We start from the raw sequence: 17,852 nt of genomic DNA on the forward strand, positions 1-17,852 counted from the left end.
GGTTCCGGTTCCGGTTCCGGTTCCGGTTCCGGTTCCGGTTCCGGTTCCGGTTCCGGTTCCGGTTCCGGTTCCGGTTCCGGTTCCAGGGCAGTCTCGCTCCAGGGCGGCGGTGGGGCATCGGACGCCGCAGGCGCTTCGGCCCCCGCAACGTCGGATGGCACCTCCTCGGAAGCGGCCTTTTCGGCGGCTTCATCCACGGGCATGGGGCGGTCATCCACCACCGGCGCCTCGGGCGGAGGCGCCTCGCCGGCCGGGGCCAGCGCTTCGCCCCCGGCAGCCGCCGCCTCCTTAGAACCCGTGTCGCCACGCAATGGCAGCGGCGTCTGCGGCGGCTTCGGCACGCCCTGGGGGCGGAAGGCCAGCATGCGCAGCAGGGTCATCTCCAGCGCCGTGCGCGGCTCCGGCGCGCTGTCCATGTCGGCACGCCCCTGCAGACCGATCTGGTAGTAGAGCTGAACATCCTCGGCGGTGAAGCGCCCAGCGAGCGCCAGCAACTCGTCGCGGTCACCATGGCCGTTGTCGAGCGCCTCGGGAACCATCTGGGCGATCGCCAGACGGTGGAAGACGCCGGTCAGGTCATCCAGCACGCCGGCGAAATCGGGCCCCTGCTCGGCCAGCGACGCGACCTCGCCGAGTACCCGGGCGGCATCCACTTCGGCCAGCGCCTCGGCCAGCGCCAGCAGATGGCGGTGATCGAGGGTGCCGAGCATTGCCGCCACGTCGGCCCGGCGCAGCTGGCCCTGACCGAAGGCGATAGCCTGATCGGTCAAGCTCATGGCGTCGCGCATCGAGCCTTCAGCCGCCTTGCCCAGCAGCCACAGGGCCGGCGCCTCGTAGGTGACCGACTCGGCCTGCAGCACCCGCTCGAGATGCTCGACGATACGCTCGGGCGGCATGTTCTTGAGCGAGAACTGCAGGCAGCGCGACAGCACCGTTACCGGCAGCTTCTGCGGGTCGGTAGTCGCCAGCAGGAACTTGACGTGCGGGGGCGGCTCCTCGAGCGTCTTGAGCAGCGCATTGAAGCTGTGGGTCGAGAGCATGTGCACCTCGTCGATGAGGTACACCTTGTATCTACCCTGGGTAGGCGCGTACTGCACGTTGTCCAGCAGCTCGCGGGTATCCTCGACCTTGGTGCGCGAGGCCGCATCCACCTCGATCAGGTCGACGAACCGCCCCTCGTCGATGTCACGGCACGTATTGCAGGTGCCGCACGGTGATGAGGTCACGCCGCCTTCGCAGTTGAGGCACTTGGCAAGAATCCGCGCCAAGGTGGTCTTGCCGACACCGCGCGTACCGGTGAACAGGTAGGCGTGGTGCAGACGCCCCTGATCGAGCGCGTTGATCAGCGCTCGCTGAACGTGCTCCTGCCCAACCAGTTCATGGAAGGTGCGCGGCCGCCACTTGCGGGCCAGTACCTGATAGCTCATGCAGCACGGAAGTCCTTGCGACTGGGAACCGGGCCGGCACAGAGCGACCCGTTGAGAATGCGTGATATCGCACTCATTCTAGCGATTCCCGACGAGGGCGGAAAGCTGCCGGGGCACGCTTGGCCAGCGCCGGGAGGGAAACATCAGCCGCCTTGCTGCACCCGATCGAGCCAGCCGCCACACTGAGTGCCGACACCGGACCAGTCGTCACCCAGCCGGCATACGAAAAGCACATCGTGATTGTCGATCAGCTGCATCAACGTGCGCCGCAGCTCGGTGGCATCCTGCCCGGTACGGATCAGACACTGGCCGTCCATGGCCCAGCAGTGGTCAAAGCTTTCCAGGCAGTCGTAGAAGGCTCGGTATTCGCTGGCCTGATAAAGATCGTAACTAATGGAAAATATACCCATTGAGGTCAACCTGCGTACAAAAATGGGAAGTTCTTATAACGCAACTTTTACGCGGCTTGGACAATAACGCAGGCACGATAGCATTCGAGCAGACAGGGTCAATGTTTGCGGCGGACACGCCGGAGTGCGGCGATAAACAGGCAGGATAAATAATACGGAGCACAACGGGAGGCGGCCCCATCAGCCACATCCCGGCACACGCATCCACCACTACCGTTGCTCCCTTCCGGGCCTGGCGGGGTTCGCGGCTTCGCGTTGCGGGAGGACCGACGGGGCCACCACAATCGAATCGACGCCATCGCGCCGACACACTCGAGGTAACTCGTTGAATGCGAAATCGTTTCGCCTCATTTGCCTCGAGCGCCGCAGCACTATAACAGCGCCGGGCCGGCCCCGCAAGCCTGGGAAGGTTCACCGATCGGCGCAAGGCTCAAGGCGAATTTCGACTAGGCTGACTAGAGGGAACCAACGCAATCGACCGGTCAAGGAGAAGGACTCATGAAGAAGAACCCCGACAAGGGCTACGTCGCGCTGCTCGGCTGGAGCCTCAATGCTGTCGAGGCCGCCGAGAACTTTGATCGACGTTACGTGGTGGTCGCACCGGACTGGGCCGAGGACTACTGCCAGAAACACGACATCCCCTACCTGTCCTGGAATTTCGAGCGCCTCAACGACCGCTCCATGGAGATCGCCGAGACACTCAAGGAGATGGGCGTCGATGTGGCGATCCCGCTGTTCGAGGAAACCGTGGAATGGGCCGGTGCCATCAATGCCGTGCTGCTCGACAACCCCCGCCTCTACGGCCAGGCCCTGCTCCTGCGTGACAAGGCGCTGATGAAACGCCGTGCCCAGCTCGGCGGCATCCGCGTGGGCATCTTCGAGGAGGCCCACGACAAGGACGATGTCATTCGCTTTCTCAAGCGCGTCAACCAGACGCTGCTCAAGCTCGACGGCGATCCCAACGACCCGATCCACCTCAAGGCCTTCGACAAGGCCGGCTGCCTGGGTCATCGCGTGATTCGCACCCCCGACGAGATCGACACCATCCCCGACGAGGAATTTCCGGTGCTGATGGAGTCCCACCTCGATGGTTGGGAGTTCGCCGTCGAGGCCTGGATCCACAACGGCAAGATCGCCTTTCTCAACATCTCGGAATACGTGACGCTGGGCTATTCGGTCTTTGTTCCCGCCTCGCCGGAACTGGAGCAGTACCGCCCGCAGATCACCGCCCAGATCGAGAAGCTGATCAAGGCCTTCGACATCGAGTTCGGGCTGATCCACCCCGAGTACTTCGTTACCAGCGATGGCGAGATGTACTTCGGCGAAGTCGCCTACCGCCCGCCCGGGTTCAAGGTCTTCGAGCTGCTCGAGCGGGCCTACGGCTTCAATGCCTACCAGGCGACGATCATGGTCTTCGACCCCAGGGCCACCGACGATGAAGTCAAGGCGTTCTTCCCCAAGGAGGTGGTCGACGCCAAGGGCTATGCCGGCTGTTTCGGGGTCTATCCACGCCGCCGCGTGGTCAGCCGCCTGGAGATCCCCGAGGAGACCGAGGATCATCCCTATTTCGAGTCCCACGAACTGACCGCACCGCTCGAGGAAACCGTGACCAAGCGCACGGCCTTCGGCACTCACTGGGGGCTGGTCTACTTCTTCGGCGATGACCCGCACACCCTGCGCGATCTGCTCAAACATCAGGAGGAGCTCGACTTCTATGTATAATCGCGGCACATACTCGGGAACAAGGAGCCCGTGTGACGACGCATCATGATGACCGGACCCCGGATGCCGGGAGGCTGAACGACCTGCTGGCCAAGCTGGACGAGGCGACCGCGATACTCGCCGACGCCCGGGACTTTGCCAAGCCGGGCAAGGTCCGGCGGGTCTTCGACACCGCGCGACGCGTGATGCTGCTCGAGGGGGGCTGTGCCGCCATCGAGCAGCGCGCACGAGCTCTCGAGGAAGCCGGCGTCTTCATCGGCTCCGACTGGGCCCATCCGCAGATCCTGATTCCCTCACTGACGCCGCACTCGCTCAAGAGCAGCGACGCCGACACCGTGGTGCTCGAGGCCTTGAGCGAACTGCGCCTGCTGGCGGTCGCACACGGCACCTACGAGCATTCCCTGATCTCCGCCGAGCAGGCGCACCACTACCTGACCCAGGTCCTGGCGATCAACCTCGAACTGCTGTTCACCGCCCCGAGCGAGGCAGAACGCGAAACCCAGGGTCGGCTGGCGCTGATGACCCGCCGCCTGTTCACCCACCTGGCCGAGGGCATCGGCTATGAACACGTCATCGATCAGCTGATCGACGAGATCTGGCGCATCCTCCAGCAGCGCCCCATCCAGACCGATCCCGTCAAGCGCATGGTGACCCAGATCGCCATCTGCCGCGCCAACCCCGAGATCGACCTCGGCACCAGCGGCCAGGGTGCCGACCGCCTGGTGAGCAGTCTCTTCGGACCTACCCAGGCTTGTCGCGAGGACCCGGGCGTGGCGATCTACGCCGAGCGGCTGCAAGCGATGGACGCCGGCGCCCTGCAGTACGAAGCCACCGGCTTCGCCCGGGCGATGCACGACACGGGGCTGGTCTCGCCCTATCACCCGGTCCTGCTGCGCCACCTGCTCGACCATGGCGACCACCTGCTCGCCGAGGCGCTGGGCCTGTCATCGACCGGCCGCGACTGCCTGCTGTGCTACCGGCAGCTGGTTCAGGCGCTGATCGAGGAAGGCGTGCACCCCGATACTGCCCAGGCGGTCTACGGCCTCGCCCTGACGCTCGAACGCGGCATCCTCTACCAGCCCCCGGTGGCACCGGCGCTGTGGCGCCAGATCGGCCTGCCGCTGACCCCCTGGTCGCAGGAGCGGCTGCGTCTCGCCTACGGCGACGCGGTCTCACCGCGGGCCCGGCTGCTCGAAGGCGTGCTGTGCATGCTGGGGCTGCCGCTGGGTGTCGGTCAGGGCAACAACCCCACCTGCCAGTCGGCGCGCGCGCTGTCGATGTGGGCCTACAACGACCCCGACTATCTGCTGCAGATGGTCGCCTGGGCGGCCCGCGACGACGAGATCATCATGCACTTCGAGGGTCAGCCGATCTCGTCGATGGCAAGCCTTTCCGGCGTGGCCACCACCCTGCCCATGGACCTCGACCCGGTGTCGCTGCTGGTGGTACCGCATCTCGACCGCATCTACGCCGAGATGGGCCGGCGCTGCATCGGCCGTGAAGGCGACCCGCACCGCTGGGTCAATCCGGAATTCCACGGCTGGTGGGCCGGCCGCGGCTTTCGCATCAACGTCGACGTCGAGACCGGCCAGCTCGAGGCGCTCGAGGATTTTCTGCGCCACTTCTACGCCAGCTACCACCCCTACTACAACGGCAACCAGCCGCTGATCCATCCGCAGCCGGCGGGCATCGCGGTGACCGACAGCGCGGCACGCTTCATCGGCTGGCACGCCATCACCCTGCTGCGTGTGACGCTCGATCCGCAGGACGTGATGCGCGCCTACTTCTTCAATCCCAACAACGACAGCGGCCAGGACTGGGGCGACGGCATCAAGGTCAGTACCGCCGGCAACGGCGAACGCTTCGGTGAGGCCTCGCTGCCCTTCGAGCAGTTTGCCTCGCGACTCTACATCTTCCACTACGACCCGCTGGAGCGCGGCGAACTGGCCGACATCACCCAGGAAGAGCTCGACCGGGTCATCGGCTACATCCATCGCAGCTGGGGCGCCGATCGGCTCCCCGCCAACGGCCTCCAGGCCCACCCCGGCTGCTCCTGAGCCTTCTCCTCCGGACCTCTCCCGCCATCAACGGCGTCCTGGGCGAACGCCAACGCAAGCCCCCGCCGGCAAGGCCGGCGGGGGTCTCGAGATCCGCTACGGTAGAGCGTTCAGTCCGGCTGCGCGCCCGCCTTCATGCGACGACGCAGGATCGGGCCCACGATCACCGGCAGGACCAGCCCGGCGATGGCGATCGCCCACAGGGTGATCGACAGCGGGCTGCTCCACAGGATCGTCCAGTCACCGTCGGAGATCTGCATCGCGTGGCGCAGGTTCTTCTCCACCTCCGGCCCCAGCAGCATGCCCAGGATCACCGGCACCAGCGGAATCTCCAGCTTGCGCAGGACATAGCCGGCCACGCCGAACGCCACCATGAAGTACAGGTCGACGGGCGAGTGGCTGATCGAATAGATGCCCACGAAGGCGACCATGGTCACCATCGGCAGCAGGTACATCGGCGGCACCGAGAGCAGCTTGACGAACACCCCGACCAGCGGAATGTTGAGCACCAGCAGCAGGAAGTTGCCGATCAGCAGCGCCGCGATCACCCCCCACACCACGTCGGCGTTCTGGGTGAACATCAGCGGCCCGGGGGTGATGTTGAAGGAGATCAGCATCGCCAGCAGCACCGCGGTGGTGCCGCTGCCCGGCACGCCGAGGGTCAGCATGGGCACCAGCGCGCCGCTCGAGGCCCCGTTGTTGCCGGATTCCGGGGCGGCCACGCCGCGTGAGTCGCCCTCGCCGAAGCGGTTCTTGCTGCCCAGGATCCTCTTCTCCAGCGTATAGCTGATGAAGCTGCCCAGGGAGGCCCCGGCACCCGGCAGGACCCCGGAGATGAAGCCGATCACGCCGCCGCGAAAGGAAGTCGGCAGGATCTCGCGGATGTCCTTCCACTTCAGCGAGAGCTTGTTGACCTTGATCATCTCGCGGCCGGCCCCGGCCTTCTCCTCGATGAACACCAGCAGCTCGGAGACCGCGAACAGGCCGACGATGGCGATGATGAAGTCGACGCCCTCGTAGAGCTCCAGGGTACCGAAGGTGAAGCGCTGCACGCCGGTCGACAGGTCGATGCCCACGGTGGCGATCATCAGCCCCAGGGCGGCGGCGAGAATGGTCTTGACCGGATTCTTGCCGGTGATGCCGCCCAGCGTGGCGAAGGCCAGCACGAACAGCGCGAAGTACTCGGCCGCGCCGAAGGTCAGCGCGAACCTGGCCAGCAGCGGCGCCAGCAGGATCAGGCCCACGGTGGCGATCAGGCTGCCGATGAACGAGGCCACCGCGGAGATCGCCAGCGCTTCGGCGGCACGCCCCTGCCGGGCCATCGGGTAGCCGTCCAGACAGGTCATCATCGCCGGCTCGTCACCGGGGATGTTGAGCAGAATCGACGAGATGCGTCCGCCGTACATGGCGCCGGCATAGACCGCGGTGAGCATGATCAGCGCGGTTTCCGGGCGCAGCCCCAGGGTGAACGCCAGCGGGATCAGGATCGCCACCCCGTTGGCCGGCCCGAGACCGGGCAGCGCACCGATCAGGGTCCCCAGGAAGGCCCCCATCAGCGCGAACATCAGATTGTGCGGCGCCAGCGCGACGCCGAAGCCGTCGATCAGATAATTGAGGGTATCCATCAGCTTCCCTCCACGAAGGCCAGCACGCCCCAGGGCAGCGGCAGCTCCAGCAGGTAATTGAACAGCGCGAAGACCACGATGCCGCCGATCAGGCCGCTCAGATAGGCCCGCAGCGGCGGCGCGCCCATGCGCCAGCACAGGCTGCCGATCGCCAGCATGGTGGCGACGATGAAGCCCACCGGCTCGAGAATCAGGGTATAGGCGATCAGCACCGCCACCGCGATCAGCATCTCCAGGGCCGTGCGCCCCTTCGGCCAGGGATTGCCGGGGTCGGGCCGCACGATCAGATAGAGACTGCAGGCCGCCAGCACCACGGCGAGAATCGTCGGGAAGGTCTTGGGCCCGACGGCCTCGCCGCCGCCGAACGGCTCGGGAAACTGCTGGGCGCCCCAGCCGTACGCGACGGCCAGGGCGAGCATCAGCAGACCGAAGACACGGTCGTTGAGACGCAACATTACTTGATCAGCCCGATTTCTTTGGACAGTGCCTGGATGTCATCGATCTGGGTCTTGACGTACTGCTCGAACTGGCCCTGACCCGGGTGGAACGGCATCAGGCCGTTCTTCTTCATGACATCCTTCCACTCGTCGCTCTTGTAGAGGGTGTCGACGGCGTCGACCCAGTACTGCTTGGCGTCGTCGGAGATCTTGCCCGGCATGTAGAAGCCGCGCCAGTTGGCGCCGATGGCATCGATACCCTGTTCCTTGGCGGTGGGAATGTCCGAGAACTTGCCCGGCAGGCGCTGGTCGGCCAGCACCGCGAGGATGCGCAGGTCGCCGGACTCCATGAAGCCCTGGGCCTCGGAGATGTCGCCGGTGAAGGCATCGACGTGGCCGCCGACCACCTGGGTCATCGCCTCGCCGCCGTTGTTGTACGACAGGTAGGGAATCTTCGGCAGGTTGTCGACGCCGGCCTTGTTGGCGGCGATCAGCACCTTGAGATGATCCCAGCCGCCGTTGGCGCTGCCACCGGCGAACTTGACCGCCTTGGGATTCTTCTTCAGGGCGTCCATCAGTGCCGGTAGATCCTGGTACCTGGAATCCTTGGCCACGGCGATGACCCCGTAGTCCGCCCCCACGGCGCCGATCCAGTTGACGTCGTCGGCGCTCATGCCCGGGAACTGGCCCTGGGCGAGCCGCGTGGTGGTGGCGGTGGACGCCGCGACCAGCAGCTGGTCGTCGTCGGAGCGCTTGCTGACGGTATGGGCGTAGGCCACGCCGCCGCCGGCGCCCGCCATGTTGATGGTCTGCACGCTGCCCGGGGCCAGGTCGAGGTCCTCGAGCACCTTGCCCACGCTGCGGCAGGTGAAGTCCCAGCCGCCGCCCGGATCGGCCGGCGCGATGCAGTCCACCTTGCCGGAGGGCTGGAAGGCCATGGCCAGGCCGGCGCTGAGCGTCAGCGATGCCGCGGCAAGAAACTTGAGAGGCGTTCTCATCGACATTGTTATCGTCCCCTATGAACGGTGTATGGGTTCAGCCGGATCGGCTTGCAGAAACCTGACGCCTCCCTTACAATTCTGTAAGGAAGAACATCGTTCTACAGAATGGAAAGCTAGGCATCTCGAGCGCGGGCGTCAACGCCTGCGCTCGAGGTTGCGACCAAAGTTGAATGCGACCGCAACGCCGGTCATGGAGACAAAGGGCTCGTCATGGCACAGGATCGCGTCGAGGCCGTGGAACGCGCGCTGACCATCCTCGAGGTTTTCGATAACGCTCAGGAACGCTTCTCGCTCGCCGAGCTGGCCACGGCCACCGGGTTCTACAAGAGCACGCTGCTGCGTCTGCTGGGCTCCCTGGAACGTTTCGACTATGTCCAGCGCGACCGCGACGGGCGCTACCGGCTGGGGCACTCCCCCGTGCGCCTGGCCCGGCGCCACCTGCCGCAGCGCCGCCTGGAGGCCTGGATTCGCCCCGCCCTCGAGGCACTGGCGGAAAACAGCGGCGAAACGGCAGCGCTGCTGGCCGTGGAGGGCCGCCATGCCGAGTGCCGTCTGGTGGCCCTGCCCGACAGTGCGCTGCGCCATGATCTGCGCCCCGGCACGCGCTGGCGCACGCCCGCCCCCGGCTCACCGGCGCTGGCCTTCGCCGGGGGGCACATGGTCTGCCGCCCGCTGAATGTGCCCCGTACGGCGGACCAGCCCCTGTGGCTGGCCCTTTCCGGCCCGGCGGGTCGCCTCGACGCCAGCGACGCCGCCAGCCGGCTCGATGCCGCCATCGACGCCCTGTCACGCCGGCCGCTGGACGGCATGCCCCACGACCCGGAGGCCACACCATGAAATTGCTGCTGGTCGAGGACGACACCCTGCTGGCGGAAACCCTCCAGGACGCCCTGGGACTGGCCGGCTACCCCGTCAGCTGCCTCACCGACGGCAACGAGGCCCGCGAGCGGCTCGCCGGCCGGCACGACTTCGCCCTGATCCTGCTCGATCTCAACCTGCCCGGCTGCAGCGGGCTCGAGGTGCTGGCCACCCTGCGCGGCCACGATGCGGACACGCCGGTGCTGATCCTCACCGCCCGGGGCGCCATCGAGGACCGAGTGCGCGGTCTGGATCTGGGCGCCGACGACTATCTGGCCAAGCCGTTCGCCCTGGACGAACTCGAGGCCCGCGTCCGCGCCCTGCTGCGCCGCCGCCATCCACCCGGCGCCCACCTGCAGGTCGGCCCGCTCGCGTTCGACGGTCTGGCCCAGCGCTTCACCCTCGCCGACGAGCCGCTCAACCTGCCGCCCCGTGAACAGCGCCTGCTGGGCTGTCTGATGCGCCATGCCGGCGAGCCGGTCGACAAGGCACAACTGGCCGGCGAAGCCTTCGCCGAAGACACGGTCGGCGACAACGCCATCGAGGTCTACGTGCATCGCCTGCGACGGCGGCTGGCCGACAGCGGCGTCGAACTGCGCACGATACGCGGGCTGGGTTACCTGCTGACCGAATCATGAAAGCCACCGACAGCCTCTACCGACGCCTGATCACCTGGCTGCTGCTGCCGCTGCTGGGGCTGGGTGCGCTGATGCTGATGCAGGCCTACCGCAGCGCCCACGATGCCGCCGACCGCGCCTACGACCGCCTGCTCGAGGCCGCCTCGCTGGCGATCGCCGAGCAGGTCAAGTGGCAGGACGCGCAGCTCTGGCTCGACCTGCCGCCCGCCGCGCTGGAGATGCTGGCCACGGATGCCGAGGAGCGGGTGTTCTACGCGCTCTACGACAACCACGGCCGTTTCATCACCGGCAACGCCGACCTGCCCGCACTCCCCGGTGGCGACGACAGCCTGCGCTTCGCCGATACCCGCTGGCACGACATGACCCTGCGCGTCGGGGTGCGCCCTGCGCGTCTGGACAGCTGGAGCCAGCGGGAACGCTTCGAGGTGCGGGTCGCCCACACCCGTGAGGGCCGGGATCAGTTGACGTGGTCACTGTTCACCGGCAGCGCCTCGCGCATCGCCCTGATGGCGCTGCTGGCGATCGCCGTGGTGCTGCTGGCGATTCGTATCGCCCTGGCGCCGCTGACCCGGCTGCGACGCGCCATCCGCCATCGCGACCCTCGTACCCTGGCGCCCCTTGACCTGCCGCTGCCCCGCGAGCTGGCCGAACTGCGCGAGACCCTCAACGAACTGCTGGCGCGCATGCGCCGCGTACGGGCCAATCAGGAGCGCTTCATCGGTGACGCCTCGCACCAGCTGCGTACCCCGCTGGCCGGATTATCGGCACGGGCCGAACTGGCCCTGCGCCAGCCTGAACCCGCCGCCTGGCGATCGGCGCTGGAAACCATCCAGGCGTCCAGCGCTCGTACTGCCCGGCTGGCGGTTCAGCTGCTGTCGCTGACCCGGCTCAACAACCCCGAGGCCACGCCGGCGCCGGCGACGCTGGATCTGGTCGCCGTGGCCCGCAACGCCACCCGGGATGCCTTCGCCGCCTGTCACCGCGCCGGCATCGCGCTCGACCTCGACGCGCCCGACGCCATCGTCGCCCTGGCCGGCATCGACTGGCAGCTGGAGGAAGCCCTCAATAATCTGATCGACAACGCCCGCCGCTACGGCGCGCACCATGTCACCGTGCGCGTGAAGGCCGACCCGCCCCGCCTTCAGGTCGAGGATGACGGCCCCGGCATCCCCGCCGAGAAGCGCCTGCTGATGCTGCGCCCTTTCCATCGGGGCGCCGAAACCGGCGATGGCTCCGGGCTCGGCCTGGCCATCGTCGACAGCATCGCCCGTGGGCACGGCGCACGCCTCACCCTCGATGACAGCCGGCACGGGCGAGGCCTGTGCGTGACCATGACGTTTCAGGGAGATCGCGAATGAGCCTCGTCGCCGCCCTGCTCGCCACTGTACTGCTGGCCCTCTCGCCGCTCGAGAGCGCCTTCGCCCAGTCGCGGCTCGACTTCCCCGCAAGGGCCGGAAGACCGGGAGAGCCGCTGGTCATCAACGGCGCGCTGGACACGCCGTTGATCGCCCCGCTGCTCGAGGATTTTCATCACCGCAACCCGGATCTCGCCCTGCGCTACAACAACCTGACCACCCTGGCGATCTACCGCGACTTCCTTGACGATGACGTCACGCCGCGCCCCGACGTGGTGCTGTCCTCGGCGATGCCCTGGCAGTACCGGCTGGCCAACGACGGCCATGCCCAGCCGCTGGCCAGCGAGGCGGCACGACGCTGGCCGGCCTGGGCCCGCTGGCGTCATGAACTGTTTGCCTTCACCTTCGAGCCGGTGGTCATCGTCTATCGCCGCGAGCTCGCCGAGCGCTTCGGCGCCGTGACCAGCCATGCCGACCTGGTGGACCTGCTGACCGGGCATCGCCGGGCACTGCGCGGGCGGGTCGTCACCTACGACCCGGCCACCAGCGGTGCCGGTTATACCTATGCCATCGAGGAGGCGCGGCTGTCGCCACGCTACTGGGAGCTGGTGAATGCGCTGGGCGGCGTCGATACCGTGCTGGCCGGCACCACGCGCGACATGCTGGAGGGGCTGGCCGACGGACGCTACCTGATCGGCTACAACCTGCTGGGCAGTTACGCCCGGGACTTCGTCCGCGAGCACCCCGAACTGGAGATCGCCGTTCCGGACGACTACGCCCTGGTCACCCAGCGGCTCGCCTTCATCCCCCGGGACGCTCCCCACCCGATGGCGGCGCGGCGCTTCCTCGACTACCTGCTCGGCGAGGCCGGTCAGCGTGCCATCAGCGAGCTGACCACCCTGGGCGCGATCCATCCCGCGCTGGACGGCCCCGGCACCGCCAACGCGCTGAGGCAACGTCTCGGCGACGCCCTGCGGCCGATCCGCATCGGCCCCGGCCTGCTGGCGACACTCGACCGCCTCAAGCGCGAGGCCCTGCTGACGCGCTGGACACGCGAGTTCCAGCGCGGCACGATCGCCGCCGACACCCGAGACGAGACCTCGCCATGATGCGACTCGACCTGCTGCTTGTCGCCCGGGGCCTGGCGCGTTCGCGCACGCGGGCCCAGCGACTGATCCGCCACGGCCGCGTCAGCGCCACCGACGCTCCCGAACGGCCGCTGACCCGCCCCGGCGAAAAGTGGCCCGAAGACACCGCCTTCACGATCACCGACGACCCCGAGGAGCGCTACGTCTCCCGGGCGGGGCTCAAGCTGGAAGCGCTGCTCGATACCCTCGCCCTGGATCTGAGCGACTGTCTGGTGCTGGATGTCGGCCAGTCCACCGGCGGCTTTACCGACTGCGCGCTGAAGCGCGGCGCCCGACACGTGATCGGCATCGAGGTGGGCCACGATCAGCTCGATGTCGCCCTGCGCGAGGATCCGCGCGTCACCTGCCTCGAGGGGCTCAATGCCCGGGCCATGAGTGACGATCCGCGCCTGCGCGAGGCGCTCGCGGCCCATGATGCGCGCTGCCCGCGGGTGGCGGTGATGGATGTCTCCTTCATCTCGCAGACCCGGATCCTGCCCGAGCTCGCCCACGTGCTGCCGTCGGGCGCGCATCTGCTGTCGCTGGTCAAGCCGCAGTTCGAGGTCGGGCCCGGCCGGGTCGACGCCCGGGGCATCGTCACCGATCCCGCGCTGCACGCCGAGGTCGAAGCCGTCATTCGCGCCTGTGCCGCCGAGCACGGCTTTCGCGTCGATACCTGGCGGGACAGCCCGATCCGCGGCGGCGACGGCAACCGCGAGTTCCTGCTGCACGCCCGGCGCACCTGAACCGGGCAGCACGACTCAGCGGTCGGCGTCCCCCGCCTCGATGCCTGCCGCGCCGGGGTCGCTCTGCTTCGGCTGGGGGCCCGACGCCGGTGGCACGGCACGGCTCTCGACCTTCGCCTCGGCGCCGTCGGCGCGATGCAGCCAGACATCCAGCTGGTTGAAGGCGATCTCGATGCCGTGCTCGGCGAACAGCTCACCGACCCGGCCGTTGATCTCGTCGGTGGCCAGCAGACGATCTCCGAGCGTGTTGACGAAGATGCGCAGCTCGAAGTCCAGAGTGCTCGCCCCGTAGGCCATGAAGAACACCTGCGGCTCGGGATCGCCCAGCACCCGCGGGTTTTCATCGGCGGCCCGGCGCAGCAGTTCGTGGACACGCCGGTGATCGGAGCCGTAGGCCACGCCGAAGGTCAGTACCACCCGGGTGATGGTGTCCGACAGCGACCAGTTGATCAGCTGGTCGGTGACGAAGGTCTTGTTGGGAATGATGATTTCCTTGCGGTCGAAATCGGTCACGGTGGTGGCGCGAATGCGGATACGGCTGACGGTACCGTGCAGATTGCCCAGCGTGATGGTGTCGCCGATGCGTACCGGCCGCTCGAAGAGGATGATCAGCCCCGAGATGAAGTTGGCGAAGATCTCCTGCAGGCCGAACCCCAGCCCCACGCCGAGCGCGGCGACCAGCCACTGCAGCTTGTCCCAGGAAACGCCCAGCGTGCCCAGCGAAGCCACCACCCCGGTGCCGACGATGGCATAGGACAGCAGCGAGGAGATCGCATAGGCACTGCCCTGCTTGAGCGACAGCCGCGAGAGCACCATCACTTCCAGCAGGCCGGGCAGGTTGCGTGCCATGACAAAGGTCAGGATGAGGGTGAACAGCCCCACCAGCAGGTCGGCCACGGTAATCGGCGTGGTGGTCAACGCATCGCCCTGGCCCTGCTCGGTGGTCCAGACTGCCACGTTGTCCAGATAGGCCAGCGCGGTGAGCAGGTCGGCCCAGACCAGGTACAGCACCAGCGTGAAGCCTAGGAACAGGATCAGCTTGGACAGACGCAGCGACTGCTGGTTGACCTGATCCAGATCCAGCGGCGGTTCTTCCACGACCTCCACACCGCCCTCGGCGCCCTCCTGCACCTGGGCGCGGCGTCGGGCCACCGCACGCCGATAGGCCAGGCGCCGCGCGGCCACCGCCAGCCCCCGCACCACGGCCGCCTCGACCAGGATCCAGGCGCCCAGGATATACAGGCTGATCACGAAGCGGTTGATCAGCTGCAGGGCGGTGTACTCATAGCCCATCACGATCAGCCCACCCAGCACCAGACTGATGGCCGCCAGCCCCAGCCCGAGCAGCAGGCGGAATACCTTGGTGCCGAAGAACGGCACATGGGCCAGAATCAGCCGGGCGATGACCCAGCTCATCGCCGCCAGGCCGGCCAGCAGGACCAGCAGTGCCACGGGACGATCCTCCAGTGACAGCCCCCCCTCCTGAGCCAGGGTGCTGACCACCAGCACCGGCATCAGTGCGGCGCCCAGCCACCACAGCAGCCAGCGCAGCCGCGCAGCATACTTCGCCGGCCAGTGAAAGTGCCGGATGGCCACGCCGTCGCTGACCAGCAGCCGTCGGGCCAGCTCGATCACCCCCCAGGCCAGCGCGAGATGCAGACAGGCCCAGCCCAGCAGGGTGCGCGCGCCGTCACCGCCCAGAGTCAATGCGGCACCCAGCCCGGCGAGTACCAGCGGCCAGTGGATCGCCAGCAGCGCGTTGAGGCCGATGGCCCGCGGCGTGTGCATCTGGGTGTCACGCTTGAGCCGGCCGATCTCGTCATTGAGCTGCAGCAGGGAGCGCTTGATCTGCCGGCGACGCAGGACCAGGGCACCGGCCAGCAGTATCGGCACCAGCCCCCACCCGGCACCGGCCTTCAACGGGCCCGACAGGGCGTGGCCGATCTGGCGCCAGGTGACCGGGCCGAGACTCTCGGTCACGGTCGCCGGCAGCTGACGCAGCCAATCCAGACCCAACGGGCTGCGGTTGGCCACCCAGAACAGCTGTTCCTCGATGGTCTTGCGCAGCCCACGGGTGATGGACACCAGCTGCTGCTGATTGAGTTGCAGGTCGATGGCCGCGGTCAGCAGCTCCCCGTAGGCCTGCTCGAGCTCGTCGGCCAGGTCGCGCCGCGACTGGTAGAGCTTCTCGAGCGACTTCAAAAGCGCGGGGGACGGGTCGACCCCGGCCGCCTCGAGACGCTGGCGCGCCAGGCCGGGGATGTCGCGCAGGTCATCGCGCTGGCGGCTCAGCTCGAACTGCTTCAGACGGATGTCCGCGATCTGCTCCTGCAGCCCCTCCATGGCATCGATGTCGGGCAGCTCGCGGCGCTGCTCGCGCAGGATCCGCGACAGCAGCAGGCTGCCGCGGATCGCCTCGATCTGTTCGGTCAGGGTACGCTGCACCTGCCGGACGCGATCCAGCTGAGTGCGCACCCGGACACCCTTGCGTTCATAGGTGTGCCGGCGGTCGATGGCATCGAGCAGCGACTGACTAAGTTCGCGATTGCGGGACTGGGCCTTGACCACCACCGGATGGCCGGCAGCGATCAGCGGATCGCGGCTGGCCGCTTCGGTCACCGCCGCCTCGAGCTGCTGACGACGCCGCTGGTCGAGTACCGCCTGCTGCAGGTTGAGCCGCGCCTCGACGCTGTCGATACGCTGCATCAGGGCATCGCGCCGGCGTTCCGCCAGCGAGTTGAGACGGGTATTGGTGGCCAGCTGGCGGCGGTTCAGGGCCAGCTGGCTCTCGGCCAGCTGCAGTTGCGCCTGGGTCAGCCAGGCCTGCGGGCTGTCATCGGTGGCGGTCTGATCATCGCGCGCCATGCGCAGCTTCTCGATCTTGTCCAGGGCCTCGGAGATCGTGGTCTGCGCCCGCTCCGGCAAGGTCTGGGTCGCGATCAGGCGCGCATTGGTATCGGCCAGCCGGTTCTGCAGGGTCTGAAGCTCGTCCAGGGTCTGGGCGACGTCTTCCTCCAGCTTCTCGCGGGAAAGCGACTCCAGCTGCGTGGTGGACGGCAGCGCCTGACGCTCGCTGTCGCGGGCTTCCCGTTCCAGCCGGGCGATCTCGTCCGGCGCCTGCTCGAGCCGCTTCTCGAGCGCGTTGCGCTCCTTCTCGACCGACTTTATCTTGTCGAGCGTGGTCAATACCGAGCGCAGCACCTCCATGGTGCTCTGCTGGCCCGAATCCGGCTTGTCGACCGCCTCCAGGGTCTGCAGTTGCTGCTCGACGGTGCCCCGCTCCGGCAACTGGACATCGTCCTGCGCCCAGACCGTCAGGCTTGTCAGCCAGCCCGTCACGATCACCCAGAAAAGTGCTCTCCGCCCCCACCTGCTCACGCCTGTCTCTCCTCTGACCGGCCACCTTGCCGCTGAGATTGTGCGGGGCGGCCACCCCCTTGGCAATCCACCGGGAATTGACTTGGCGGCCCGGCATGGTAGAAACGGACCTTTGATAGCTCCTACAGGACGTAACCTATGGCCCTGCCGACCACGCCGAGGGCAATATCGTGGCTGATGCTCTCGCTGACACTCGGCCTGCCGCTGACAGCCCTCGCCCAGAAGGACCCGGCGGCGGACCCTGCCACCGAGGCGGCACTCGAGCAGGCGCAGAACCGCCGTGCGCTGGAGCGCGACTCCAACCGCAACCCGCTGGCGATCACCGTCTATCGGCGCAACTATCTGCTGCCCTGGACCTACAACGCCAACCCCAATCAGAAAGACTTCAACGCCATCACCGACGAGGCCAACGCCGACAACGCCGAGGTCAAGTTCCAGCTGAGCCTGAAGATCAGCGTGCTCGACGACATCTTCGGCGACAACGGTGACCTGTACTTCGCCTATACCCAGCGCAGCTGGTGGCAGGCCTACAATTCCGACGCCTCGGCCCCCTTCCGCGAGACCAACTACGAGCCGGAAGCCTTCCTCAGCTTCGACAACGACCTGTCCTTCCTCGGCTGGACCAACACCCTCAACCGGGTGGGTTTCGCGCATCAGTCCAACGGCCGCTCGCAGCCGCTGTCGCGCAGCTGGAACCGGGTCTATGCCGACCTGCTGTTCCAGCGCGGCGAATGGGCCCTGAGCGTCGCGCCCCACTGGCGAGTGCCCGAAAGCCGGGCCAACGACGACAACCCCGACCTGGAAAACTACATCGGCTACGGCGACGTCACCCTGGTACGCGCCTTCGGCGACCAGGAAGTGTCGATGATGGTGCGCGGCAATCCCGGCAAGCATCACTACGGGGTGCAGCTCGACTACTCCTTTCCGCTGGCCGGCAAGATTCGCGGCTACGTCCAGTACTACGACGGCTACGGAGAAAGTCTGATCGACTACGACAACGACGTGCAGCGTCTCGGTCTCGGCTTCAGCCTCAATACCTTCCTCGCCGGGATCCCGGGAAGTCGTTGAACC

Annotated in this window: 14 protein-coding genes and 1 other RNA gene; 8 read left to right on the forward strand and 7 right to left on the reverse strand. The window is 67.3% G+C overall.

Annotated features, from left to right (window positions below; genetic code table 11):
- From dnaX to ffs, 3 genes are all read right to left on the reverse strand, one after another.
- Nucleotides 1–1,427: DNA polymerase III subunit gamma/tau (gene dnaX, locus ACTCB7_RS11890; protein WP_463006835.1), on the reverse strand; the 1,427-nt coding region annotated here is incomplete at its 3' end.
- A gap of 143 nt (nucleotides 1,428–1,570) precedes the next feature.
- Nucleotides 1,571–1,837: a hypothetical protein gene (locus tag ACTCB7_RS11895; protein WP_224414617.1), complete on the reverse strand. Its 267-nt coding sequence runs from the start codon at nucleotides 1,835–1,837 to the stop codon at nucleotides 1,571–1,573.
- A gap of 175 nt (nucleotides 1,838–2,012) precedes the next feature.
- Nucleotides 2,013–2,109: signal recognition particle sRNA small type (gene ffs, locus ACTCB7_RS11900), an RNA gene on the reverse strand.
- A 226-nt stretch (nucleotides 2,110–2,335) separates the two neighbouring features.
- Between ffs and ACTCB7_RS11905 the strand changes: the two genes are divergently transcribed.
- The gene (locus tag ACTCB7_RS11905) at nucleotides 2,336–3,559 is read left to right on the forward strand and encodes an ATP-grasp domain-containing protein (protein WP_224414616.1); all 1,224 of its coding nucleotides are present in this window, start codon (nucleotides 2,336–2,338) and stop codon (nucleotides 3,557–3,559) included.
- Nucleotides 3,560–3,591: 32 nt separating this feature from the next.
- Nucleotides 3,592–5,616, forward strand: a complete 2,025-nt coding sequence (locus ACTCB7_RS11910; RefSeq protein ID WP_463006836.1) for a hypothetical protein — start codon at nucleotides 3,592–3,594, stop codon at nucleotides 5,614–5,616.
- A 110-nt stretch (nucleotides 5,617–5,726) separates the two neighbouring features.
- On the opposite strand, the gene ACTCB7_RS11915 is transcribed toward ACTCB7_RS11910, so the two are convergent.
- The 3 genes from ACTCB7_RS11915 to ACTCB7_RS11925 are packed head-to-tail and all read right to left on the reverse strand — an operon-like array spanning nucleotide 5,727 to nucleotide 8,682.
- On the reverse strand, nucleotides 5,727–7,241 hold the full coding sequence (locus ACTCB7_RS11915) for a tripartite tricarboxylate transporter permease (protein WP_463006837.1): 1,515 nt from the start codon (nucleotides 7,239–7,241) through the stop codon (nucleotides 5,727–5,729).
- Nucleotides 7,241–7,693, reverse strand: a complete 453-nt coding sequence (locus tag ACTCB7_RS11920; RefSeq protein ID WP_463006865.1) for a tripartite tricarboxylate transporter TctB family protein — start codon at nucleotides 7,691–7,693, stop codon at nucleotides 7,241–7,243. Before ACTCB7_RS11920 ends, ACTCB7_RS11915 begins: the two co-directional genes overlap by 1 nt.
- 2 nt (nucleotides 7,694–7,695) lie before the next feature.
- The gene (locus ACTCB7_RS11925) at nucleotides 7,696–8,682 is read right to left on the reverse strand and encodes a Bug family tripartite tricarboxylate transporter substrate binding protein (RefSeq protein WP_463006838.1); all 987 of its coding nucleotides are present in this window, start codon (nucleotides 8,680–8,682) and stop codon (nucleotides 7,696–7,698) included.
- 207 nt (nucleotides 8,683–8,889) lie between these two features.
- Here ACTCB7_RS11925 and ACTCB7_RS11930 point away from each other — a divergent pair, with 207 nt between their 5' ends.
- Genes ACTCB7_RS11930 through ACTCB7_RS11950 form a run of 5 tightly spaced genes read left to right on the forward strand, consistent with a single transcriptional unit; the run spans nucleotide 8,890 to nucleotide 13,403 of the window.
- Nucleotides 8,890–9,516, forward strand: coding sequence for an IclR family transcriptional regulator (locus ACTCB7_RS11930; protein ID WP_463006839.1), 627 nt, complete (start codon nucleotides 8,890–8,892; stop codon nucleotides 9,514–9,516).
- Nucleotides 9,513–10,175 carry a response regulator transcription factor gene (locus ACTCB7_RS11935; RefSeq protein WP_224414611.1) on the forward strand — a complete coding sequence of 221 codons (663 nt, stop codon included), beginning with the start codon at nucleotides 9,513–9,515 and terminating at the stop codon, nucleotides 10,173–10,175. Before ACTCB7_RS11930 ends, ACTCB7_RS11935 begins: the two co-directional genes overlap by 4 nt.
- Nucleotides 10,172–11,533, forward strand: a complete 1,362-nt coding sequence (locus tag ACTCB7_RS11940; RefSeq protein ID WP_463006840.1) for a sensor histidine kinase — start codon at nucleotides 10,172–10,174, stop codon at nucleotides 11,531–11,533. The genes ACTCB7_RS11935 and ACTCB7_RS11940 overlap by 4 nt, the downstream gene beginning before the upstream one ends.
- A complete protein-coding gene (locus ACTCB7_RS11945) occupies nucleotides 11,530–12,639 on the forward strand; it encodes an ABC transporter substrate-binding protein (RefSeq protein ID WP_463006841.1) in 1,110 nt (369 codons plus the stop codon). The genes ACTCB7_RS11940 and ACTCB7_RS11945 overlap by 4 nt, the downstream gene beginning before the upstream one ends.
- Nucleotides 12,636–13,403, forward strand: coding sequence for a TlyA family RNA methyltransferase (locus tag ACTCB7_RS11950; protein ID WP_463006842.1), 768 nt, complete (start codon nucleotides 12,636–12,638; stop codon nucleotides 13,401–13,403). Before ACTCB7_RS11945 ends, ACTCB7_RS11950 begins: the two co-directional genes overlap by 4 nt.
- 15 nt (nucleotides 13,404–13,418) lie before the next feature.
- On the opposite strand, the gene mscK is transcribed toward ACTCB7_RS11950, so the two are convergent.
- Nucleotides 13,419–16,781, reverse strand: coding sequence for a mechanosensitive channel MscK (gene mscK / locus ACTCB7_RS11955; protein WP_463006843.1), 3,363 nt, complete (start codon nucleotides 16,779–16,781; stop codon nucleotides 13,419–13,421).
- Between the two features lie 138 nt (nucleotides 16,782–16,919).
- Here mscK and ACTCB7_RS11960 point away from each other — a divergent pair, with 138 nt between their 5' ends.
- Nucleotides 16,920–17,849 (forward strand): phospholipase A, encoded by a 930-nt coding sequence (locus ACTCB7_RS11960; protein ID WP_463006844.1) that lies wholly within the window; start codon nucleotides 16,920–16,922, stop codon nucleotides 17,847–17,849.
- Nucleotides 17,850–17,852: the final 3 nt, after the last annotated feature.

It is taken from the genome of Modicisalibacter sp. (assembly GCF_055145905.1).

Excerpts from the sequence above, each read along its gene's own strand:
- ACTCB7_RS11940 (WP_463006840.1), top strand. The coding sequence starts at position 10,172 with ATGAAAGCCACCGACAGCCTCTACCGACGCCTGATCACCTGGCTGCTG.
- ACTCB7_RS11915 (WP_463006837.1), bottom strand. The coding sequence starts at position 7,241 with ATGGATACCCTCAATTATCTGATCGACGGCTTCGGCGTCGCGCTGGCG.
- ACTCB7_RS11950 (WP_463006842.1), top strand. The coding sequence starts at position 12,636 with ATGATGCGACTCGACCTGCTGCTTGTCGCCCGGGGCCTGGCGCGTTCG.
- ACTCB7_RS11895 (WP_224414617.1), bottom strand. The coding sequence starts at position 1,837 with ATGGGTATATTTTCCATTAGTTACGATCTTTATCAGGCCAGCGAATAC.
- ACTCB7_RS11930 (WP_463006839.1), top strand. The coding sequence starts at position 8,890 with ATGGCACAGGATCGCGTCGAGGCCGTGGAACGCGCGCTGACCATCCTC.
- ACTCB7_RS11945 (WP_463006841.1), top strand. The coding sequence starts at position 11,530 with ATGAGCCTCGTCGCCGCCCTGCTCGCCACTGTACTGCTGGCCCTCTCG.
- ACTCB7_RS11960 (WP_463006844.1), top strand. The coding sequence starts at position 16,920 with ATGGCCCTGCCGACCACGCCGAGGGCAATATCGTGGCTGATGCTCTCG.
- ACTCB7_RS11935 (WP_224414611.1), top strand. The coding sequence starts at position 9,513 with ATGAAATTGCTGCTGGTCGAGGACGACACCCTGCTGGCGGAAACCCTC.
- ACTCB7_RS11925 (WP_463006838.1), bottom strand. The coding sequence starts at position 8,682 with ATGTCGATGAGAACGCCTCTCAAGTTTCTTGCCGCGGCATCGCTGACG.
- ACTCB7_RS11905 (WP_224414616.1), top strand. The coding sequence starts at position 2,336 with ATGAAGAAGAACCCCGACAAGGGCTACGTCGCGCTGCTCGGCTGGAGC.